This window comes from Chitinophagales bacterium, from assembly GCA_020635995.1.
GTDB lineage: Bacteria > Bacteroidota > Bacteroidia > Chitinophagales > UBA8649 > JAFMKE01.
This window is the reverse complement of the sequence record JACJYS010000004.1, coordinates 166,710-190,437: the sequence shown is the minus strand read 5'-3', so window position 1 is coordinate 190,437 and position 23,728 is coordinate 166,710. Positions and strand designations below refer to the sequence as shown.

General features: G+C 32.2%; 19 protein-coding genes. 11 read left to right on the top strand and 8 right to left on the bottom strand.

The features are described from left to right. Nucleotides 1-13: 13 nt before the first annotated feature. Both H6578_08040 and H6578_08035 read right to left on the bottom strand, forming a co-directional pair. Nucleotides 14-1,672, bottom strand: a complete 1,659-nt coding sequence (locus tag H6578_08040; GenBank protein MCB9227098.1) for a T9SS type A sorting domain-containing protein — start codon at nt 1,670-1,672, stop codon at nt 14-16. Between the two features lie 30 nt (nt 1,673-1,702). Then, nucleotides 1,703-2,755, bottom strand: coding sequence for a hypothetical protein (locus H6578_08035; GenBank protein ID MCB9227097.1), 1,053 nt, complete (start codon nt 2,753-2,755; stop codon nt 1,703-1,705). Nucleotides 2,756-3,123: 368 nt separating this feature from the next. On the opposite strand from H6578_08035, the gene H6578_08030 reads away from it, so the two are divergent. Genes H6578_08030 through H6578_08020 form a run of 3 tightly spaced genes read left to right on the top strand, consistent with a single transcriptional unit; the run spans nt 3,124 to nt 6,417 of the window. Beyond that, the gene (locus H6578_08030; GenBank protein ID MCB9227096.1) at nt 3,124-4,461 is read left to right on the top strand and encodes a hypothetical protein; all 1,338 of its coding nucleotides are present in this window, start codon (nt 3,124-3,126) and stop codon (nt 4,459-4,461) included. Between the two features lie 50 nt (nt 4,462-4,511). After that, entirely contained in the window at nt 4,512-5,120 is a 609-nt protein-coding gene (locus H6578_08025; GenBank protein ID MCB9227095.1) for a fumarylacetoacetate hydrolase family protein, read from the top strand. Nucleotides 5,121-5,166: 46 nt separating this feature from the next. Beyond that, nucleotides 5,167-6,417, top strand: a complete 1,251-nt coding sequence (locus H6578_08020) for a methionine adenosyltransferase (protein MCB9227094.1) — start codon at nt 5,167-5,169, stop codon at nt 6,415-6,417. Between the two features lie 310 nt (nt 6,418-6,727). Here H6578_08020 and H6578_08015 read toward each other — a convergent pair whose 3' ends face one another. Together H6578_08015 and H6578_08010 are read right to left on the bottom strand one after the other, a co-directional pair. Then, nucleotides 6,728-8,458, bottom strand: coding sequence for a thiamine pyrophosphate-binding protein (locus H6578_08015; protein ID MCB9227093.1), 1,731 nt, complete (start codon nt 8,456-8,458; stop codon nt 6,728-6,730). Between the two features lie 4 nt (nt 8,459-8,462). Further along, nucleotides 8,463-10,097: an FAD-binding dehydrogenase gene (locus H6578_08010; GenBank protein ID MCB9227092.1), complete on the bottom strand. Its 1,635-nt coding sequence runs from the start codon at nt 10,095-10,097 to the stop codon at nt 8,463-8,465. A 166-nt stretch (nt 10,098-10,263) separates the two neighbouring features. On the opposite strand from H6578_08010, the gene H6578_08005 reads away from it, so the two are divergent. From H6578_08005 to H6578_07975, 7 genes are all read left to right on the top strand, one after another. Further along, entirely contained in the window at nt 10,264-11,520 is a 1,257-nt protein-coding gene (locus H6578_08005; GenBank protein MCB9227091.1) for an asparagine synthetase B, read from the top strand. Between the two features lie 30 nt (nt 11,521-11,550). Further along, nucleotides 11,551-13,758: a T9SS type A sorting domain-containing protein gene (locus H6578_08000; GenBank protein ID MCB9227090.1), complete on the top strand. Its 2,208-nt coding sequence runs from the start codon at nt 11,551-11,553 to the stop codon at nt 13,756-13,758. A gap of 75 nt (nt 13,759-13,833) precedes the next feature. Continuing rightward, on the top strand, nt 13,834-14,232 hold the full coding sequence (locus H6578_07995; protein MCB9227089.1) for a hypothetical protein: 399 nt from the start codon (nt 13,834-13,836) through the stop codon (nt 14,230-14,232). Between the two features lie 73 nt (nt 14,233-14,305). Further along, a complete protein-coding gene (locus H6578_07990; GenBank protein MCB9227088.1) occupies nt 14,306-16,510 on the top strand; it encodes a carboxypeptidase-like regulatory domain-containing protein in 2,205 nt (734 codons plus the stop codon). Between the two features lie 59 nt (nt 16,511-16,569). Continuing rightward, nucleotides 16,570-17,013 carry a cation transporter gene (locus H6578_07985; protein MCB9227087.1) on the top strand — a complete coding sequence of 148 codons (444 nt, stop codon included), beginning with the start codon at nt 16,570-16,572 and terminating at the stop codon, nt 17,011-17,013. Then, complete coding sequence (locus H6578_07980; protein ID MCB9227086.1) at nt 17,013-17,219, top strand: heavy-metal-associated domain-containing protein; 207 nt, start codon at nt 17,013-17,015, stop codon at nt 17,217-17,219. The genes H6578_07985 and H6578_07980 overlap by 1 nt, the downstream gene beginning before the upstream one ends. 195 nt (nt 17,220-17,414) lie before the next feature. Next, a complete protein-coding gene (locus H6578_07975; GenBank protein ID MCB9227085.1) occupies nt 17,415-17,954 on the top strand; it encodes a hypothetical protein in 540 nt (179 codons plus the stop codon). 89 nt (nt 17,955-18,043) lie between these two features. Here the strand turns inward: H6578_07975 and H6578_07970 are convergent, their stop codons facing one another. The 3 genes from H6578_07970 to H6578_07960 form a co-directional block, all read right to left on the bottom strand. Continuing rightward, nucleotides 18,044-18,502: a hypothetical protein gene (locus H6578_07970; protein ID MCB9227084.1), complete on the bottom strand. Its 459-nt coding sequence runs from the start codon at nt 18,500-18,502 to the stop codon at nt 18,044-18,046. Between the two features lie 2 nt (nt 18,503-18,504). Further along, entirely contained in the window at nt 18,505-19,266 is a 762-nt protein-coding gene (locus tag H6578_07965) for an SUMF1/EgtB/PvdO family nonheme iron enzyme (protein ID MCB9227083.1), read from the bottom strand. Nucleotides 19,267-19,823: 557 nt separating this feature from the next. Further along, the gene (locus tag H6578_07960) at nt 19,824-20,519 is read right to left on the bottom strand and encodes a queuosine precursor transporter (GenBank protein ID MCB9227082.1); all 696 of its coding nucleotides are present in this window, start codon (nt 20,517-20,519) and stop codon (nt 19,824-19,826) included. A 64-nt stretch (nt 20,520-20,583) separates the two neighbouring features. Here H6578_07960 and H6578_07955 point away from each other — a divergent pair, with 64 nt between their 5' ends. After that, nucleotides 20,584-21,753 carry a hypothetical protein gene (locus H6578_07955; GenBank protein MCB9227081.1) on the top strand — a complete coding sequence of 390 codons (1,170 nt, stop codon included), beginning with the start codon at nt 20,584-20,586 and terminating at the stop codon, nt 21,751-21,753. A 4-nt stretch (nt 21,754-21,757) separates the two neighbouring features. On the opposite strand, the gene typA is transcribed toward H6578_07955, so the two are convergent. Next, complete coding sequence (gene typA / locus H6578_07950; protein MCB9227080.1) at nt 21,758-23,527, bottom strand: translational GTPase TypA; 1,770 nt, start codon at nt 23,525-23,527, stop codon at nt 21,758-21,760. Between the last annotated feature and the right edge of the window lie 201 nt (nt 23,528-23,728).

Genomic DNA, 23,728 nt, shown 5'->3' with positions numbered 1-23,728 from the left:
TTTAAAGGTTAAATTAATTTTTTATAATTTTTTGGCTTTCAATTCTTGTATCGGCATAAACCGTTAATAAGTAAATTCCAATAGGTAAATCCTGTATGTTCATTTGATTGGTATTCAAATTTTGCTCTAAAACTACTTTCCCTACTAAATCCATTATTTCAATCTTATTAATTTCTTCTTCACAGGTTATATTTAATAAACTAGAAGTGGGATTAGGGTAAACATTAAATATTATTGATTTGTCAATAGTATTTATAGAGGTAGTTCCTGCCGTGTATTTCCATAGTTCGTAGCCCTTATCATCAAATTTAGCTGACATATATATATCACCATTCATAGTGGTAAGTATGGTTGCGTAGTTTTGATTAAACTCAAACGGATTATATGTGGTAGAAAATTCGGGAACAATTTTTATGGTACCAGTTTCTGTGCCGTCAGTTCCCCATAGTTCATAACCATTGGTGCCGGCATCTGCCATAAAGTATAGCTTGTTGTTTCTTTTTGTACCAAGTTTAAAATCTACTATATTGTAAGTGCCACTTGTACTGTTGCTTGGATTTGTATCTTTCAATAATTTAGTACCCACTTCTGTACCATCGCTTTCCCATAATTCAACCCCATAAGTATCATTGTTGGCAACAAACAAAAGTTTTCCATTTAATTCCATAAAATTTCTTGGCCAAGAACTGTTTACCAATGTTCCATCATACCCGGGGAAAATATCTTTTACTAAATGTGTTCCTATAGACGTACCATCTGTAACCCAAAGCTCCGTTCCATTAGTGCCATCTTCTGCCCAAAAGAACATTTTATTATTAACAATTTTAAATCCGTCATTATTTACCCAAAGTATGCCATCCTCACTTCCCGGATATATATCCTTTACCATATATGTCCCTATTTCTGTGCCATCTGTAACCCAAAGTTCTCTGCCATTATCATCAGATGCATTAAAATAAAGTTTGTTGTTATAAGTTATAAAATCTCTTGGACTAGACGCTCCATTTCCTACCCAAATGTCTTTTAGCATAAAAGTACCTGCTTCTGTACCATCGCTTACCCATAGTTCATTGCCATGCGTTCCGTCACTGGCAGAAAAGTATAATTTAGTATTAAAAACAAACAAAAATTCCGGATCTTCATAGTTAGTAGAAGATAAAGGGTTGATGTCTTTTACCATGTAAGTTCCGGTTTCTGTGCCATTTGTAACCCATAGTTCTTGCCCGTGTATATCATCTTCTGCAATGAAATACAATTTATTATTAAAAACGGTAAGTTCACGAATAAAACTACTGTTAGCACCCGGGTTTATATCTTTTATCATATAAGTTCCGGTTTCTGTGCCGTTAGTTACCCAAAGTTCCGAAGAATATGTAGCATCAGAACCTAAGAAATACAATTTGCTATCAAATTCAGTAAATCTTCCAAAGTATTCGTCAGAAGATACAGTTACATCGCTTATTTTGTAGGTTCCTGTAGAAGTACCATCAGAAACCCAAAGACCGGAACCTAATTCATCAGTTGCTCCAAAATAGATTTTATTATTAAAAGTGGTTAAACTTGTAGGATAAGAATTATTGTTACCGGGATAAATATCTTTTACCAGCTCAAATGTTTGAGATGTAACACTTAAATAAATGCTCATTAAAATAAATGTAAATAATTGTTTCATAATAGTAATTTTTAATTGTTTTATAATATTTTATTTATGATATTCTTTCATTTCTTTATAATCTGCTCCCGGACTCTTACCTGTATTATTGGATATGATATTGCCTTGTTGGTTTATAAAATAATATTGATTGTTGTCTTCCGTTATTTCTATTATTTCTCCTGTAAAAGGATTAAGCCGTTGAGATTCGTTATTAATGATGTCTATTGTTTTATCGGCATTGCTTAATATTTGTTTATCAAACTCCTGCATGTTTTTAATTAGTTGATTTACATAGGCTTCGTTTTGTGCAGTAGCTTGTTGCAACTGATTGCTCTTTTCATTTCCTAATTGATTAACCACTTGCATATTGGGTAAAAATGTTGCTTGAAAAATGGCAAAATCATTTTCTATTACCTCCACATTATTGTTTGTAGTTAAATAACCACTTTCAAAAGGAATTATTACAGGCATATTATCTACATATTGAAACTTTATATAAACCTTTCCGTGCCAATTTATTCCATCAGCATCTGCGCAATTAACAGTATAAGCCGTTCCTAATTTTTTATCTTTAATCGGGTTTTTTATGCTAATATTTTGTAAGCCTTTTTTTTGTAATGCAATATTTGCATGAGTATATTCGTCCATTGCATTAACCAGTAGGCAGCCCATATACATTTGCCCTTCGTAGCCACCAAAAACTTGGTTTACCGGCATGTATGCAAATGAATTGGGATCGTTTATAAAAATAAAATTCTTATTATCATCACTAATTAAATTGGCATGTGGAAATGCGTACATATCATTTAAAAAGCCTCCGTTTGCAGCATAGTTAGAAGGATATTGAAAGGAATAAGCATTAAATTGAGGATCGGTAAATGTTTTAATACTTCTTTTATTTTTTGTATTTATTTCATTCGTTTTTGTTATAACTTCCTCATTCGTTTTTTGGTAAGGTTGTTCTTCATTACTATTAGTGTAGTTAAATGAAGTTTGTGCTAATAAATCATGTTGGCTTGAAGTATTATTACAAGCAATTGTAAAAGAAAATAGAAAAAATAATACTTGTATTTTGGTCCATGTGTTAAATAATAAATTCATAATGTTTTATTTATTTCAACATCAAATTTATTGGACATAAAGAGCATAAAAAATACAAATTGAGCTATAATTACAAGTTTCTGAGGTACTTAAAATACATTTAACTAATTGATTGTCTTATATTTATTTCTTTTAAAGCACCATTTTCTGAATTATTTACTTATTTACAAAAAAGTGCTGTTATATTTTAATAATAAAATAAGAGTGATGAAATTTGATAAAAATTTGATAGTATGATTATTAATGATTCGCTTTACAAATTGATTAAGAGTTTGTCACCGCATGAAAAAACGTATTTAAAAAGATACTTTATAAATACAAATAGTACGAAGCCTTCTTATATAAAATTGTTTGACAACATTAATGGAATGGAAAATGTTAGTCAAGAAAAAAAATATTTTAGCGGGCTTAAAAACGAGAAGAATTTAAGTTTTATAAAAACCAATTTATTTGATATTATAGTAAATGGATTAGTTGCTTATTCAAATGATATTGAAATAGAATTAATGAAGTTATTGCAGCAAACGCAAATACTTTTAGATAAAGGTTTGAAAGAAGATGCACTTAAAAAAATATTAAAATACATACAACTTTGCGAAAGATACGACTTGAGAAACTATCTGCCTATTGCTTATGTGAAAAAATACAAATCTTCTAATAGTTTTAATGTATATAATATTGAAAATGAGCAGGAAATATTGAAAGAAATGAAAATAAATCAGGCTTGGTTAGAACAAAGAATTTTAATAGACGGACTGCAAGCAGATATTATTCATAAGCGATTAAAAATGGGTTTATCGCCCAGAACTGAAAATGAAATTAGAGAAATTAATGAGATACTTGAAAATGATGTTTTAGCCGAAAATTCAAAACATACCATTTCTTTAAATGTAATAAAAGAGTATGTTAAAATTATGTGTTATGGTATGCTGGGGAAGAGAGAAGACAGTTTAAAATCGCATGAAAAGATGTATAACCTTATAAATGCCAATAATGATTTTAAAGAAAGAGATAAAGCCTTTTACTTTGATTTGGTTATGAATTATTTGCAAATATTGGCAGTGCGAGTGCAAGACAAAGATTTTTTTAAGGTATATAACAAAGTGAAAGTTGAACTTAAAAACGAAAAATCTGCCAAAGTTTTGGTTAAAAAGGATTACTACATTCTGCGTTTAGAATTTTGTGTAGTATTAATTAATTTGGCTTTAGATAAACTACCCGAAGCAGGAAAAAAAGCCAAAGAAATAGTGCAAATGTATCCTTGGGCAGTAACGGCTTCCAGTTTTAAATCATACATTTATGAAAATACAGCAAAGGCACTTTTTTTAACTAAAGATTATGAATGCACCTTAGATTTAATTAACCTTTTTATTGAAGATGATGAAATTAGAAAGCAACCACAACGCTTAATTACAGGAAAATTATTTCAACTAATTCTTCATTACGAATTGGGCAATATAGAGTTGGCTAATAACTTATGTGTAAATCTTTACAGAGAAATGCTGAGGAAAGAAGTGTTATTTGAAGAGCATAGCTTGCTAATGAAATATTTTAAAAAAATAGTTTCAAGCCCTAAGAACGAGGAGGCTGAAGTATTTAAAGAACTGTATGAAAATATAAGCGATTGGAAAAGTAAAGTTAAAAACGCAGATTTAGTCAGCTTTTTTGATTTATTGTATTGGGTAAAATTAAAGGCAAGGGTGTAATACAATTTTTAGTTATAGCTTGGTATATTTGCATAAGTAAAAAATAAAAAATGAAAATATTTTGCGTAGGCAGAAATTATGCAGAGCATGCAAAGGAATTAAATAATGCTATTCCCGAAAATCCTTTAATTTTTATGAAACCACCTACAGCACTGCTTAAAGATGATAAACCTTTTTATTATCCTAATTTTAGCAATGACATACACTATGAGGTAGAAGTAGTGATAAAAATTTCAAAAAACGGTAAAAAAATAGATGCTAAATTTGCCCATAAATACTACAATGAATTTACCTTGGGTATAGATTTTACCGCACGAGATATACAAAGCCAGTTAAAAGAAAAAGGACATCCGTGGGAAATAGCTAAGGGTTTTGATAGTAGTGCCGTTATAGGTACATTTTTAAATAAAAAGGATTATGATTTAGAAAATTTAACCTTTTCATTGTTAAAAAATAATGAAGTAGTTCAAAAGGGCAATACCAAACAAATGATTTATAATATAGACACTATAATTTCCTATATTTCTAACTATTATATGCTCCAAACGGGCGATTTAATTTATACAGGCACGCCCAAAGGTGTAGGAGCTGTTTCTATTGGCAATAAATTAATTGGTAAAATAGAAGAAAAAGAAATTTTTTATACGGAAATAAAGTAACATAATTAATACCTTTGCAGGCGTTAAATTAAAAAAAGAAAATACAATGCCATATTTATTTACATCAGAATCTGTTTCTGAAGGACACCCAGACAAAGTAGCTGACCAAATTTCAGATGCTTTAATTGACAATTTTTTAGCTTTTGATAAAGATTCTAAAGTAGCTTGCGAAACTTTAGTAACTACGGGGCAAGTTATATTAGCCGGAGAAGTAAAGTCTAAGGCATATTTAGATGTGCAGGATATAGCCAGAAAAGTGATAGAAAAAATAGGCTATACTAAAAGTGAATATATGTTTGAGGCTAATAGTTGTGGTGTTTTAAGTGCCATACACGAGCAAAGCCCGGATATAAACCAAGGTGTAGATAGAAAAAGCCCTGAAGAGCAAGGAGCAGGAGACCAAGGTATGATGTTTGGTTATGCTACCAACGAAACAGAAAATTATATGCCTTTAGCATTAGATTTATCTCATTATATTTTGCAAGAGTTAGCAGCATTGCGTAGAGAAAATAAAGAAATCACTTATTTGCGTCCAGATGCTAAAAGTCAAGTTACTTTAGAATATAGCGATGATAATAAGCCACAAAGAATAGATGCTATAGTTATTTCTACGCAACACGATGATTTTGCAGATGAAGCAGAAATGCTGGCTAAAATTAAAAAGGATATGATAGAAATTTTAATTCCAAGAGTTAAAGCTAAATATCCAAAATACAATCATTTCTTTAATGACAGCATTAAGTACCATATAAACCCTACGGGCAAATTTGTAATAGGTGGACCTCATGGCGATACAGGCTTAACAGGGCGTAAAATAATAGTAGATACTTATGGCGGAAAAGGAGCACACGGGGGAGGAGCTTTTAGTGGTAAAGACCCAAGTAAAGTAGATAGAAGTGCAGCTTATGCCACTCGCCATATAGCTAAAAATTTAGTGGCAGCTGGTTTGTGTAGCGAAGTTTTGGTGCAAGTAAGCTATGCTATTGGTGTGGCAGAGCCAACTTCTATAAACGTAAAAACGTATGGTACAGCTAAAGTTAATATGACAGATGGCGAGATAGGCAAAATAGTAGCTAAAATATTCCCAATGCGTCCTTATGATATAGAGAAAAACTTAGGTTTAAGAAGTCCTATTTATAGCGAAACCGCTGCTTACGGACACATGGGGCGTAAATACGAGAAAAAAACAAAAACATTCAAATCTCCGGAAGGTAAAGAAGTAACTTTAAATGTGGAGTTATTTACATGGGAGAAGTTGGATAAAGTTGACGAAGTAAAAAAAGCTTTTGGCTTGTAAAATAGACGGTTTCTTGTACGTCATACCTCTACCTGTCGGCAGACACGGTGCGGATGCAGGCATCTCAATATTTAGTTAGCACAGTTTTATTGTAAGGGATTACCGCCTCTACGGTAATGACGATTTAGGGGAGGTTTTTTTTGAATAGATTGCTTCGTTTGTGCCTCACTCGCAAAGACGTTCCTTTATCAGACATATTCGTGCCAAGACTCCAAGTCGTAGCACGAATATTACAACCTAATAGATTAGTAACAAAAGTTGCTATTAAACTGTCAAGTTAGCGTTTAGGTTAGCATTTTGAAAGTATGTATTATCCTAAAACGTGCCTTTTTATCATTCTGCCTATAAAACGCACTTTTTCACCAAGAGGAAAACGAGATAAATTGGTTTTAAGAACGCCCTTTGTTAGCATAGTTTTTTTACTGTAGTCTATTCTTACATCTACTAAAATGGGTTTATTTCCTTTTGCAAGAGCCAAAGCTTTATCTAACACTTCATCTACTTTATTATCGTTCTCCATAAGCAAATACTCGCAACCCGTTGCTACGGCTAATCCTTCAAAATTAAATCCTCCTATTACGGTGCAGGTTTTATTTTTTAAAGGTACTTTTTGAAATTGTGCTATTTGCCCCAGTTCGCCATCGTTAAATACAAATAGGATAGGAGCTACTTCGTAGTTTTTGGCTGTAATTAATTCTAATCCAGTCATTTGTGCTGCTCCATCGCCCACTATTCCTATTACGGTTTTGTTTGGGTGAGCTAATTTTGTGGCGATAGTAGCAGGTATGCAGTAGCCCATACAGTTAAAATCGGTAGGAGAAATTAAATGATTGGGTTTATATGTTTTTAATAGTTCCGCAGCCAAAAAAGTGTGTTTTCCATCGTCAAGCACTACATAAGTATCTTCATTTAGCTTTTTGTTTAAACCTTCAAAAAACCAGCCCGGAGAAACTATATTGTCTTTTTTGCCTACCAACCATTCATCGTCATATTTTTTGTTGAGTTCTGCAATTTTGGTAGCTATATTTTCATTGCCGTTTTTAATGTCTTTGTCTTTTATTCTTTCCCATATAGCTTTAAGCACGGTAGTAGCATCGCCTTCTATATTTACTGATGATTTATAATTTTTGTCAAAAACATCTTTGTTAATGTCCACATGAATTAGTCCTTTAGGATTGTCTAAACCGTAGCTTCCTGTAGATATTTCTGAAAAACGCACTCCTACAGCTAACATCGCATCATGCTTTTTTAAGGCATACTGACTACTTGGCTTGCCGCTGGCACCTATAAAACAACTGGTATAAAGTGAATGATTATTGGGAAAAACGCTTTTGCCCTGCAAGGTGAGTGCTACCGGAGCATTTAGTTTTTCGGCTATTTTTATGCTATATTCATTAGCTTCTTTGGCTCCCCAGCCTAAATACATCATAGGGTGTTCTGCTGCAAGCAATAATTTTACGGCTTCATCTATATTTTTGTCTAAAGCTGTAGGTTTTAACGTAGATAAATTGTAGGAAGGCAGTTCGTCAACATCTTTGCTAAACATCATTATTTCAACAGGAAACTCTATAAAAACAGGTCCCGGTTCGCCACTAATAGCTGTTTGATAGGCTTCGTAAATGGTAGATGCTATGGTTTCGTGGCTTTCTATTAAATATTGTGCTTTGGTAACGCCTTGTGCTATTGGTTTCATATCTAACTGGTGGAGCTGATAGTGCTTACCGCTATCTCTTCTTATACCTCCGGCTATAACCAGCATAGGAATACCGTCTAAATAAGCTTCGCCAATACCGCTAAGGGCGTGGGTAAGCCCAGCGGCAGGCACTATGGTAAGGCAACCAATAGAATCTGTTGTTCTTGAAATAGCATCTGCCATAAATGACGCTCCGCCTTCGTGAGCCACTAAAATGGGTTTTATTTTTCCAGATTTTTCTATGGCATCATATATTTCTGTGGTATGCGTGCCGGGAATACCAAAGGTGTATTTTACGCCTATTTGTTCTAATGCATGAGTAGCTATTTGAGCTCCGTTTTTTTTCATGGTTTTAAATGGTTTTTATTAATTTTTTTCCTGATAAATGATGTGCTGTTATTCTGCCTGTTAATACACAAGTGGCTAAAAATGTGCCTTCTAAAGCTCCTTTGCCGTGTATGCCACCACCGCCATATCCTGCGGCTTCGCCTACGGCATATAATCCTTCTATGGCATTGCCGTTTTGGTCAAGTACCGCACCGTTTAAATTGGTTTGAATACCACCCAATGTTTTTCTTGATAAAATATATTCTCTAATGGCTACAAAAGGCATGTGTTTGCTATCATTAATTTTTTGGAATTTGCAGTTTCTTACTCTATCTCCAGAGTAGTTTCTCAAATGCTGTAGCCTTCGTAATTGCTCATCGTTAAAATATTTTTGTCCTCTGTCTATTTGAGCATCATAAGTGTCTATGGCATCTTTTACGTAGCTTAGTTTTACATCATTATTGCCTTCTAAATCATTCATTTTTTGTACTAATTCCTCTAAGGTGTTAGCTACCACAAAGTCGGGGCAATTATCTAACATATCTTTCACTAATGCTTGATTGCCAAACAATAAGGTTTTAGCTACTTGAATATAACTTTTGTTTTTAAATGCTGCATTTGATTCTGAACCGGAAATAGCAAACTCTTTTTTCAGAATTTTCATATTCATTACTTGCCAAGTAAATTTCTTTTTCTGCTTGCAAATTTCATCTACTAAAAATCTGGTATCAAAAGCTGTAATTAAAGGCACAGGTCCTATTCTTTCTCCTTCATAATTTAGCCAAAGTGCCGAACGTGGTGGCACTAGACTTAGTCCGTCATCTTTTTTAGTAGGGCGAGGGTGGTGTACGCCTGCTGCATAAGGCCAAGTTTTATCTAAATGAGTTAATTTGCCATTTACTTTTTCTACAGCAAAATGTACTGTGCCATCGGCATAAGGGTGAGCTCCGTTTAGTATTTTTTCGGGTGGTGTTCCCCAGTCGCTATTCCAATTTTTCTTCACTTGAGCTATATCTCCGCCTAAACCACCTGTGGCTACAATAGTATTATCGGCTTTAGCCGTAAAAACTTCATTGCTTTGTTCGTTTATTCCTTTAACGCCCGTTACTTTTCCACCTTCGGTTAATATTTCATCTACTTTGTAGTTAAAAACCATGGTTAAGTTGGTTTTTGCTTTTGGGTGATTAAGCAAATGGTGTTTTAGCTGTTCAGAAAGTTCATAGCCAGTTCCCCAAACCATGTGAAAACGGGGAAGAGTATTGCCACGCTTAAACATACCTCTTTCTACCCAATGTACTACAGGGAAAAAACTGACGTTTCTTTGTGTTAGAAAATGGTAAACGTGTTCGGTAGTATTATTTACAAAAAGTTTAGCCCACTGTTTTGGTATTACATCATTTTCGTTAAAATCAGCTACAGAAAGCCAGTCTTTTAGGGCAATATCGGGATTGTCTTTAATACCTCTTTTTCTTTGTACCGGAGAATCTACAAAAAACATACCTCCAAAAGATAATTTGGCTAAACCGCCCATTTTATCTTCCGTATCTCTATCTATTAAAAGTACTTTTTGGTTATTGTTTAGTAGTTCTATAGCGGTAGATATACCCGCTAATCCTGCTCCTACTATAATGTGGTCAGACTGAAAAGTGTTTTTGTTCATTATTAAATTGGTAATAAATGTGTTTGCGTGTCTAAGTTAATGGCATTTCAGTAAAAATGGTAATAAAATTAGATTTTTATAAATTATTTAGCATTTTAACACGCTTTTTTTCCTTTTTAACACCCCATTTATTATTAATCTTAATTTTTATCTTAAATTTGATATTATGAAGAAATTTATAGGAATATTAACCATTTTGTTGTTTAGTTCAAGTGCTTTTGCTTCGTATATATTAATACCTATGAATACCGAGCAGCAAAATCATCTTAAAGCTTATGGTATAGCCTATTGGGCACTTACAGAAAATGTAGAAGTAGATTGGTTGCTCAACTACAAAGGTGGCAGTTTCGCCATAAAATATATAAAAGCTATACAAGATGAATGTAATATACGTGGTGTTAGTTTTGATGTAATAGCAGATGCTCAATACACGGCTATTCTTAATCAAATAGCTGATCCTCAAAAGAATATGGATATTGCTAAGCTTGAAAAAGCTCCTAAAATTGCTGTTTATTCGCCTAAATCTAAAGCTCCGTGGGACGATGCCGTTACTTTAGTGCTTACTTATGCCGAAATTCCTTATGATGTTATTTATGACTCTGAAATAATGGACGATAAACTGCTTTTGTATGATTGGCTACACCTTCATCATGAAGATTTTACAGGTCAATATGGAAAATTTTGGAGTGCATATAGAAACCAAGCGTGGTATCAAGAGCAGGTAGATGAACTGGAAGGAATAGCTAAAAAGTACGGATTTAGTAAGGTTTCGCAGTTAAAACTGGCTATAAGTAAAAGAATAAAAGACTATGTGGCAGGCGGAGGTTTTATGTTTGCCATGTGTAGTGCCACAGATAGTTATGATATAGCCTTGGCAGCAGAAGGTACCGATATTTGCGATCACATGTTTGATGGTGACCCACCAAGCCCCAATGCACAAAATGAATTAGATTTTGATAAAACATTAGCTTTTGAAAATTTTCAATTGCGTATGAGTCCTTATGAGTATGAATACTCTAATATAGATGCTAATTTTGGTAGAAAAGTACCTAAAAACTTAGATTATTTTACATTGTTTGATTTTTCTGCCAAATGGGATCCTGTTCCTACCATGCTTACGCAAAATCATACTAAAGTGGTTAAAGGTTTTATGGGACAAACTACGGCATTTAATAAAAACGTAATTAAATCTGATATTTTAATTTTAGGCGAAAATAAAGCAGCCAATGAAGCAAAATATATACACGGAACTTATGGCTACGGAATGTGGAGTTGGTACGGTGGGCACGACCCCGAAGATTATCAGCATTTTGTAGGCGACCCAAAAACGGATTTGAATTTGCATCCCAATTCTCCGGGGTATCGTTTAATATTAAATAATGTTCTTTTTCCGGCAGCAAAAAAGAAAGAACGCAAAACTTAAATTTATTACACACTATAATCATTATAAAGTATGAAAAAAACTGCACTTCTCGTTTTCTTAGTTTTTTCAAGTTTTAAAATACTTGAAGCACAGTTGTTTTACGCTAACGATTTTCCCGTAATAGAAAATAATGATACACTAAAACACCCTTGGATGGGCGGAATAGATTTGCCACAGTTTTCAAATGCCGATATTAATAATGATGGATTAATGGATCTTATTGTTTTTGATAAAAAATCAAATGCCATAAAAGTTTTGTTGTTAGATTCAACAGGGAAATACAATTATGCTCCTACGCTAAGTGAGGTTTTTCCAAAAGATATATACGGTTTTGCTATTTTTAAAGATTATAATTGTGATGGCTTAGTAGATATTTTTTCTCAGACCAATGCAGGAATAAGAGTGCACAAACAGCAATTAGTTAATGGGCAAATTTCTTTTGAGTTGGTAAAATCAATTCTTGAATTTGACTTAGGAGGCAACCAAGTTAATTTATATAATGTAAACGGAGATGTGCCGGGAATAGTAGATATAGACAGCGATGGAGATATAGATATTGTTGTATTTCCCATTTTTGGAGGAGATGTAATTCTATATAGAAATATTTCGCAAGAAAGTGGCTATGGGTGCGATTCTTTGATATATGAAGAGTATAATTCTTGCTGGGGGCAATTTAGAGAAAGCAATACTAATTATAACATAAATTTTGATGTATCTTGTAAAGGTGGAGGCTCAAATGCTAACACAGGAGGAGCTAAACATATTGGTTCTACTATTTTAGTTTTTGACCCCAATGCCGATGGAAAATACGATTTACTTTTAGGCGATGTAACTTTTACTAATTTAGTGTATTTACAAAATGACAACACCAACTTAGATGCACACATGAACTCAAGTGCAGTTGATTATTTTTATCCTTCTTTTAATGCTTCTGTAAATGTGGTAGAGTTTCCCGCTGCTTTTGAAGCAGATGTAGATGCCGATGGCTTAAAAGATTTATTGGTTTCGCCTAATACTTTAACCAGCCATGTTAATTATAATAGTTCTTGGTTTTATAAAAACACGGGCAATCCTGCTTCTCGCTATAGTTTTGTTCAAAAGGATTTTTTAATACAAGATAATATAGATTTGGGAGGATTTGGTTATGCCGTTTTTGAAGAATTAAGTGGAGATACTTTATTAGATATGCTGGTGTGCAATGGCTATTTATTTGATGAAAATGGTGTAAAACACAGTATTAATAAGTACTATAAAAATGTAGGAAATGATACGATGCCTGTATTTGAGCTGGTAACAGATAATTATGCTAATTTAAACAATTTGGGTGTTTTCTTTATAAGACCTACTTTTGGAGATATAGATGCCGATGGAGATAAAGATATGATAGTGGGCGTAGAAGACGGCACTTTACTTTTTTACGAAAATACAGCAGGCATGGGCAATGCTCCAACTTTTGTGTTTAACCAATTTAATTATTTTGGCTTAGATGTGGGCAATAGAGCTCATCCTCAGTTGATAGACTTAAATGGAGATACTTTATTAGATTTAGTAGTAGGAAAGGAAGGAAGTTATGGTAATATTGCCTATTATTGGAACTTTGGTACAGCTACAGCACCCGTTTTTCATCAAGACAGCTCAAATTTAGCTCTGGGAAATATAGCTACCAACGAACCCGGATTTATACAAGGCTATAGTGCACCTTTTGTACTACCAACAGATAGCAACACCATTTTATATACAGGAACAGATGTAGGAAATATACTAAGTTTTGAAGTTAATACCGATTCTCTAAAAAATGGAAGTTTTACTTTATTAGATTCTACTTTACTGCCTGTAAAAGCAGGATTACAAACCAATTTATTTATTACAGATGTTGACCATAATAATGCTTTAGATTATTTTGTAGGAAATATAAGCGGAGGCGTTTTAATGTACACTACCACGCCTACCGAAGATTCTATTCCTATAATTGAACCGGCAATTAAAGATTTGTATGCTTTTGATTTTGTTCTTTATCCCAACCCCAGCGAGAATAGCATAACTATTTCTTTCAATAAGGAAAATAAGGTGGTTTTTTATGGTGTAATAAATGTATTGGGGCAAGTAGTTTTATCTAAAAAAGAACAGTTTGAAGAAGATATTACAATAGATATTTCATCTTTAAATAGTGGTATTTATAGTGTAATACTTCAAAATAACCATTCTCAAAAAAGTGTTAAAAGCTTTATAAAGAAATAAAAGTTTAAATGCTATAGCATATATTTGTTCCTAAATTTTTAGGATATTAAACTCATTTTAAGAAATATCGTTATTGTGTATTTAAGTTTTTTTATGTTGCTTGCCAGCATAACTATACCTTTTTATACCCATACTTGTTTAAAATCTAACACAACAGAAATTTCTTTTTCTAAAAATAAAAACTCGTGTAGTATGGAAACTACACAAGTTAAATGTCATACAGAAAAACATACTTCATTTACTAAAAAAAGCAAGTGTTGTAAAAGTTTTAATGGCTCAATAGATGCCAATGCCGATTTAATTATATCTTCGGTAGTAGATTTTCAGATTGATATAGCCGTTTTACCCTTAAATCTTTTATTTGAAAAGGAAATTTCTCCTAATTTTTCAAATTACTTAAATAATCATCATCACTATGTTGTTGCAAAAGAGCAAGTCCCCTTGCAAATAATGCAACAATCTTTCCTTTGTTAGCAGTTTGTTTTTTTTAATCTACTCAATAGAGTAGTGGTAAAGTTTTATTACTAATTAAAAAACAAACAGAATAATGAAAAATATATTAATACTGCTCATGCAGTTTAGTGTTTTGTGTGCTGTTGCACAAAATAAATTAGTTAAGGGCTATGTTCACGATGGCTCTACAGCAGAAATGCAAAGCCTTTTTGGAGCTAATGTTAGCACCATGGATGGCTTGCACGGCACTATGACCGATGAAAATGGCTATTTTGAATTTAAAGTAGATGAAAGCTACTCGCAAATTAAAGTTAGTTACATTGGTTTTAAAGAAAAAGTAATAGATATTCCTAAAAAAGTTAACGAACTGCATGTTATGCTTGACCCCGATGTAATGGAGGAAGTGCAGGTGGTTAAAAAGAAATTGGATAGGTCTTATATTGTTACTTACAATGAGCAGACTATAAACAGTGCAGAATTAACCAAAGCGGCTTGTTGCAATTTATCGGAAAGTTTTGAAACAAATGCTACCGTTGACGTTAGTTTTAGCGATGCCGTAACAGGAGCCAAAAAAATGAAAATGCTTGGTTTAAACAGTATTTATACTCAAACTATGTTTGAAAATATGCCCAGCATAAGAGGGCAAGCCAATAGTTTTGGTATGTTGTATGTTCCAGGGCCCTTTATGAATAGTATTTCTATAAATAAAGGAGCAGGTTCTGTGGTAAATGGATACGAGGCCATTACGGGGCAAATTAATTACAACTATAAAGAACCGGATAATTCTGAACGCTTTTATCTAAATCTTTTTGCATCAAGGCACGGTCAGTTTGAGTTAAATACCAATGTTTCACATCGTTTTAATAAAAAATGGAGTACCATATTATTAGCACATGGCAGAATACACGAATTTAAGCACGATAGCAATAATGACAGTTTCCAAGATGTGCCATTAAATGAAAGTGCTGTTATTTCTAACAAGTGGAAATATAATGGCGATAAATTCAAATCACAATTTGGCGTAAATTATACTTTTGATGAACGTGAATCGGGACAATTGCCTAATTTAAAATTGAATGAAAATAAGACACAATTATTTAGAACTACCAACATTAACAGACGCTGGGATGCTTTTGCTAAAACAGGATTTATGTTTAATAATCAGTTGCAAAGTATTGGTGTTCAGTACAGATATTACAATCATCAGCAACAAGGCTGGTACGGCAATAGATTTTATAATGCCAAAGAAAATTATGGCAATGTAAATTTCATTTTTCAATCAAAAATGCAAAATCATAATAATGAAATGAAAGTAGGGGCGAGCTATGTATTTAATAAATTTGATGAATATTTAGACGCTTTAAATTTGGGTAGAACAGAAAATGTACCCGGTGTTTTTGCTGAATATACTTATCAAGATTATAAAAAGTTGTCTTTAGTAGCGGGTATTCGTGCCGATTATAACAGTATTCATGGTTTTTGGATTTCTCCAAAATTTAACTTTAAATATATCATGCCTAAAGATTTTACTTTAAAACTTGCCGTAGGCAAAGGCTACAGAACAGCCAATATTATAGCTGAAAATATACAGGCATTGGCAAGTAATAGAGTTATATCTATTGATGAAAAACTGGGTTATGAAAGTGCTTGGAATGTGGGAGGAAGTTTAATGAAAGAATTTAATTTAGGTTTTCAGCCGGCAAGTATAGTAGTTGATTATTACCGAACCGATTTCACTAATCAAATAGTGAGTGATTATGAAACGCCTACAGAGTTGCATTTTTATAATTTAGACGGCAAAAGCTATGCAAACAGCCTACAAATAGAAGCCAGAGTAGAAGCCACAAAAGGTTTAGATATACAGCTTGCCTACAAATTTGATGATGTACATGTAAACTATAATAGCGGTTTAAAAATAGCTCCGTACGTGCCACGACATAAATTTTTAACAACCATAGATTACGAAACTCCAAATAAAAAATGGCGTTTTAATGTTACAGGACAGTTGTATGGCAAATCACGCTTGCCAAGCACAAGTACCAATCCTGTGGCGTATCAACGACCAGATGAATCTAAAATATTTTTCAATTTAAACAGCCAAATAACTGCTGTAGTTAAAAAATGGGAATTTTATTTAGGAGCCGAAAATCTAACAAATTATTGGCAAAAAGATGCAATAATAGCCAGCGATGACGCTTTTGGCAAATATTTTGATGCATCAATGATATGGGGACCTTTGGGAGGACCAAGAATTTACGGAGGTTTGCGTTTAACCATTCCATATAAAGAGAAAAAATAACCAAATTATTTATATTTTTGTAAACAAATTAAAAAAGAAAAGAAATGAAAAATTTAAAAATGATTGTATTAAGTTTAGCTTTAATTTTTGCTACAACAGCATTTGCCGGAGTTGAAAAAATAGTGATTAAAACAAGTGCTCAATGCGATATGTGCAAAGAGAGATTAGAAAAATCAGTAAGCAAATTAGAAGGCGTTAAAAAAGTTTTATTAAACGTAGATACAAAAGAATTATCGGTAAAATTTGATAATGAAGTAGTAAGCAAAGACGAGATAGTTAAAGCAATTAACGGTACAGGATATTGGGCAGACAATTCAATGCCAGACAGAGAAGCTTATGCTAAATTAGATGACTGTTGCAAACCTAAAGCAAAATCTTGCTGTGCAAGTAAGGGTAGTGCCGGTGGATGCAGTAAAGATGCAGCCAATAGTAAAGAATGTAGCAAAGATGGTGCAAAGAAAGATTGCAGTAAAGACGGAGCTAAAAAAGAGTGTGCTCACTAATGCAAACAACTTTTAACATACAAGGTATGTCGTGTCAGCATTGTGTAAACAATGTAAAGCAAGCATTTGAAAAAATGGAAGGAGTAAATAGTGTATCCGTTTCTTTAGAAAAAGGAACAGCCAGCATTAGTTATGACGAACACAAAGCTGATGAAAATACCATTAAAACAGCTTTAGCTGAAACGAGCTACAAAATTATTGAGTAGCACTAAACTGTTAAATTTAAAGATTAAAAAAGCCTGTGAACATTAAATCACAGGCTTTTTGTTTTGTGAGCTTGGGTGTTACAAAAGTATAAGTTTTCAAATGTCGTACTTTTAAATGGAGTATAATTAGTATTTTATTTTATAAGAAATTACCTTTGTGCCGTAATTTTAATTTTAAAACAAAAAAGAAAAATAATGAAAAAAATATTTTTAAGTTTATTTGTAGCTGGTGCTATAACATTTGGTTTACAGTCATGCGGAGAAGAAGACCTTTGTGAAGGTATAACTTGTCCAACAGGCGAAATTTGTCAAGATGGAACGTGTGTTACAGACCCTGATGCTACTACTTGCGATGTGTGTGGTACATATAATGGCTCTTTAACAGGATATGTATATTCTGACCCAGATACATTGTATAATCCTACTACTCCGGAAGTAGCACCTACTATAGTTTCTGAAGTTAGTGGAACGTATTATTTAGAAATTAATTTAGAAGGTTTATTTACTGGTTTAAAACCAAAAGTATCTGGAACGTATAATGCTTCTACTAAAGTATTAACTATTACAGATGCGGCATATTCTTTTGAGCAAAATGGTAGTACTTTAGATTTTTTAATTAACGGTACAGCAGATTTTAGTACAACAAATGCTGTTGATGTAAATGTTACATTAGGTTCTCCTTCTGGCTCTACATCAAATATTTCTGGTCAGTTACACATTACTGGAACGAAATAGTATAAATAATTAATTAAATTGTTTGTAAATGTTAAATGCTCCGATAAATCGGAGCATTTTTTGTTTTATAAATATTGTTGAAATGGAGATTATGGTTTCTTTTTCCATATTTTATCAGAGAACTTTAAATATTCTTTTAAAGCAGCAGAGCCGTACCAAGGAGTTATTTCGGCACTTAGTAAATCTGCTTCAATGGCAGGGTCGCTTAACAATACCTTCTCTAACTCTTCCTTATTTTTCACATCAAAAATATATAAGCCCCTATAATCTTTGTCGTTTTTAAAAAATGGACCGGCTATTATTAGTTTCCCTTCTTCTTCTAATTTCCAAATATTGCTCATGTGCCCTTCAAAGCATTTATTTATAAATTCTTGATTGGTAGTGTCGTTATTTCCCGTTCTTAATAATACAAAAAAATATTGCTTCATGCCATACTCATCTGCACCAAGTTTTTCGGCTAATTCTTTATCGTAATTTGGGTTGTCGTTTTGTGAAAATACACTCATATTAAAGGCAAATATAAGTCCTAAAACTAAAATATATTTCATGATTACTCTTGTACTATTTCCATAGCTACTCTAAAACCTACGGTAGGCATAGGGTGGGTGTATTGGCTTATATTTTCGGAGGTGTTTATTTTCATTTTACTTGAGTCATCATTCCAGCTACCACCTATGGCAGTACCATTTTTATTGGTCATTTCTGCTACATTGCCACTAATATTGTATAAACCTGTTACTGTTTTTTTATAGCTGTGTACCGGTGCCGTTACTGTTTTTATATCAGCGTCTTTTTTTATTACAAAATTGCAATAATAATATCCTTTGTTGTTAGATATTTTATGGCTACCCCATGGATATTCTAATTTATCGTTACCGCCATTTGCAGCTAAAGTCCATTCATTTTCGCTGGGCAATTTAAAGACTACTTTATTGTATTTTCTTTCATCACTATTATTGTATTGTTCCGTAAGCCATTGGCAGTATGCCTCAGCAGCTTCAAAACTTATATTTACAACAGGATATTTATTGTAAGCTTTGTGTGTATTGTAATAAGCATCAAAAGATTCTCCATGGTTTAGCATTTCTGTCCAATAGCTGCTTTTTACACTTGCTTCTAAGTACTGTGCTTCATTTTTAGCTTTTAAATAATCTAAAAAAAGATTGTAGTCAGCATTAGAAGTTTCATATTTATCTATAAACAAATTATTGTCTATTTTAACCATGCGTTTGTTTATGGTATTAATATCTAACTGAGCAAAAATTATAAATACGAATATGGTAAAATATAGGCTTAGGGTTACTTTTTTCATAATTGGGGTTTATATGGAATAAAGTTAATGCTATTTTTTTAATTTTTTATATGACTATCTGTAAAGATTTACATTAACTTTTCTTTAGAAGAAAAGTTACAAAAGAATCGCACTAAGTTTTCAGCGACCCATTATAACCTCAACTCCTAAAAATCAAAAACTCATCACTCCGTTCTTCAAACAGTTTAATTTTTTACGGAGTTTTCGGTTAATGGGTTCCCCACTTGCAAACTTAAGGTGCACTTTTCCCGACCTTAATCAAAAATACGTTAAGAAATGATGTAAAACAGACATCCAAAATGAATAAAATTATAAAACAGTAAACAGACAAATTAGTATGCTCCAACGAGTGAAAATACTTTAGGAAAAATGAAGTTGAGCATACATTAATTTGTCCTCGTCTGTTTTATAGCATTTTAGTGTTTTTGATTACAGTCTTGATTTTTTGTTACTTTTGTATCAAGACAAAAGTAAAAGACTACAAATTGTAACTAAAATTACTTAAACGTTCCTATATACTATTATAAAGCATAAATTATTGGTATAATAATGGATAGTCATAATTTTTTATTAATTAAATAAACACTTAAATAAATAAATGGGGTATCAAACAATGCTAATAGGGCTTTAAATATGTATTGTCCCACTATTATAACGTAGGCTTCTTTCCATGTAAGCGGTTCTGATACGCCCGTTATGGTAGGGTAAATAATTAAGGCAATAATAACAACTAAAACACTATCTACCAGTTGACTTATTATTGTAGAACCGTTGTTTCTTAACCAAAGATGTTTGCCTTTAGTCAGTTTTCGCCAAAACTCAAATAATTTTACATCAATAAACTGAGCACTTAAATAAGCTACCATAGAGCCAAAAACTATACCCGGTGCTAAACCAAAAACATTATTGTATGATGCTTCGGAAACAGGAGAACGATCCCAAATGGGTAAACTTATGCTTGTAATGATAATAACTACCGTAAAAACACTAATGATAAATCCTGTGAATACTAATAGTTTAGCTCGTTTTTCGCCATATATTTCAGAAATAATATCGGTAACTAAAAAAGTAATAGGGTAGGCTATTACTCCGGAAGTTAAATGCCAATCAACATTTAAAGTAGGAATGTTAATAGTAAAAAACCGACCGGCTATTAAATTAGTTAAAACTAGAGAAGCAATAAAAAATCCTGAAAGTATAATAAAAATACGTTCGTAATTACTGGGTGTTTCGTCTCGTGTTAGTATGCTCATAATAGACCAAATTAAGAAAAATATTTCAAATTGTAAATACAGTGCGTTTTGCTATTATATTTTTGTGAAAAAAAATATTAAAATGTCAACTAATGCAGTATTAATAATGGACACAGGATTATATGGAAGAAGAAAACCTAAACAATTTTTAAAAGAACTTGAACTTTTAAAGGAACTTAAAATAGAAAAAGCTGTAATGAATGAAAAAAAAGAAGAAGGAGATTGGGAGATATTTTGTAATCAATATGAATATATAGAGGAAGATTATGAATTACAATTTCATATTTCATTTTCTGGTCCTTTTATGTATAGTATTGATATATATGAAGAAATTATGGTTGTTTATACTTTTTATAGGTACAGAATCATTTATGAAAGCTATAATTTATATTTTTTTAATGATTTAAGAGAAGATTTGTATGCAATTTCAAAAATTTTTGGTGCTACAGAAATGATATGGTTAGCTGATAACGCTACTGATATTTCTGAATATTACGAACTTATTGATGAAAAACAAATTAGTTATAAAAAAATAAAGAATTTACTATTACATCGTTTTGGTGCACCTGTCTGTAATTATCATCAATTAGATTATAATAGGTTAAGATATTATAGACTTGAAGAATTTATCGTAGATGATTTTTGGGCTTTACGTAAAAATCCAAATTATAGTAATTTAATTTCAGATACTGAGCATCCCTTAAATATAGAACTAGCAATTTGTTTTATTGAAAAAAAAATAGATTATGCAAAAGTGAACATTCTATTAAGTAAGGGTGCTAATTTTATGGCTAAAAACAAATATGGTGAACCAATAGTATATACTATTTTAACTTCACAGTTAGAAATAAGAAGTTGTTCTTTTTTTAAATATGTTTCAAAAAATTTTAAGAAGCGAAGTTTAAAAAGGCATGTTGAAATTGTAAAGTTTATTTACCAACATAATACCAATTTAGATTTTTATTTTAATAATTATAATTTATTAATTGTGGCTTACAAATTATACAATTATGAATTACTATTATTTTTTTTAAAAATTGGTTTAGATCCATTAGGAGTAAATACTATTTATAAACCAAGTTTTTACCAAAAAGTTTTATACGCTAAAAATACTGATATTCGTTATAATAAAAATTCTTACAATTATTCTTTTACAGAAAAGACTATAAAACTATACAATGATAATTGTTGGAATATTCCATGGAATATTGATTACAAACCTTTTAAAGAATAAAATACTAAGGTCTAAAATCAATTTTACGCATACGTAAATTTTCAGGCGTAATTTCTAAGTACTCATCATCATTAATATATTCCATACTTTCCTCTAAAGAAAAATTAATTTTAGGAGCTATTTTAGCATTATCATCGCTACCCGAAGCACGCATATTTGTTAGTTTTTTTCCTTTAATAGGATTTACACCTAAATCGTTGTTTCTAGTATGTTCGCCTATAACTTGTCCTTTGTAAATTTGTTCACCCGGCTCTACAAAAAATCGTCCTCTATCCTGTAGTTTATCTATGGCGTAAGCTAATACTTGCCCTTGCTCTGTAGAAACCAACGAGCCTTTAGAACGGCTTTCTATATCGCCTTTGTAAGGAGCAAATTCTTTAAACCTATGCGTAATAATAGCTTCTCCTGCTGTGGCGGTAAGCATGTTATTTCTAAGTCCTATAAGTCCTCTTGACGGAATATTAAATTCTAAATGCATTAAATCTCCTTTAGGGTTCATCACTTCAAGTTCCCCTTTGCGTTGAGTTACCATTTCTATTACTTTCCCCGATGAAGTTTCGGGAACATCTACTACCAATATTTCTATGGGTTCGCATTTTACGCCATTTATTTCTTTGGTAATAACTTGAGGTTTGCCCACTTGTAGTTCATAACCTTCTCTTCTCATGGTTTCTATAAGCACCGATAAGTGTAAAATACCTCTTCCGTAAACTATAAATTTATCTTCGGTATTTGTATTTTCTACTCTAAGTGCCAAGTTTTTTTCAAGTTCTTTGTACAATCTTTCTCTAAGCTGGCGAGAGGTTACAAATTTTCCTTCTTTACCAAAAAATGGACTATTATTTATGGTAAATAGCATACTCATAGTAGGTTCATCTACTTTAATACGTTTTAGTGGTTCGGGGCTTTCTAAATCGGCAATAGTGTCGCCTATTTCAAAATCATCTAAGCCGGTAACAGCACAAATATCGCCACAAAGAACCTCTTTAACTCTATCTTTTCCCATGCCTACAAAAGTGTGTAGTTCTTTAATTCTCACTTTCTTATTGCCATCTTTTTTGCAAAGCATATAATCTTTATTTTCTTCCACTTTTCCTCTGGCTACTCTTCCTATGGCTATTCTTCCCGTAAAAGGAGAGAAATCAAGTGAAGTTATTTGCATTTGAGGTGTACCTTCTACAACAGGAGGAGCAGGTATTTCTGTAAGTATAGCATCTAAAAGCGGGAAAATATTATCGGTAGGTTTTTTCCAATCTTGGCTCATCCAACCTTGTTTAGCCGAACCAAAAATAGTGGTAAACTCTAATTGTTCTTCTGTGGCATCAAGATTAAACATTAATTCAAAAATATCTTCTTGTACTATATCGGGTGTGCAGTTTTCTTTATCTACTTTGTTTACTACCAAAATAGGTTTTAAACCTAATTCTAAAGCTTTGCTCAGTACAAATCGGGTTTGTGGCATAGCACCTTCAAACGCATCAACTAAAAGTAATACGCCATCTGCCATTTTTAACACACGTTCTACTTCTCCACCAAAATCTGCGTGCCCGGGAGTATCTATAATGTTGATTTTAACATCTTTATAGTTTACCGATACATTTTTAGAAAGAATAGTAATTCCTCTTTCTCTTTCCAAATCGTTATTGTCTAAAAGCAGTTCTCCCACTTCTTTATGGTCTTCAAATACTTTACAGGCTTGAATTATTTTATCTACTAAAGTAGTTTTTCCGTGGTCAACGTGAGCTATAATAGCTATATTTCTAATTGATTTCATTTATGCTTTTAAATTGAGCGTGCAAAGGTAGGGTTTTAATGTTTAATTATTAGGTATTAATGTTTATTTGTTAATGGAAAGCTGTTATTTTTTTAGTGGCAAGTATTACTGATATTCTATACCTTGTTCCTATTTTGTTCAGATTGGTATATTTTGACCAATGCGATAGAAAGAGATATTTCTTCTATTCTACTTCCTCTG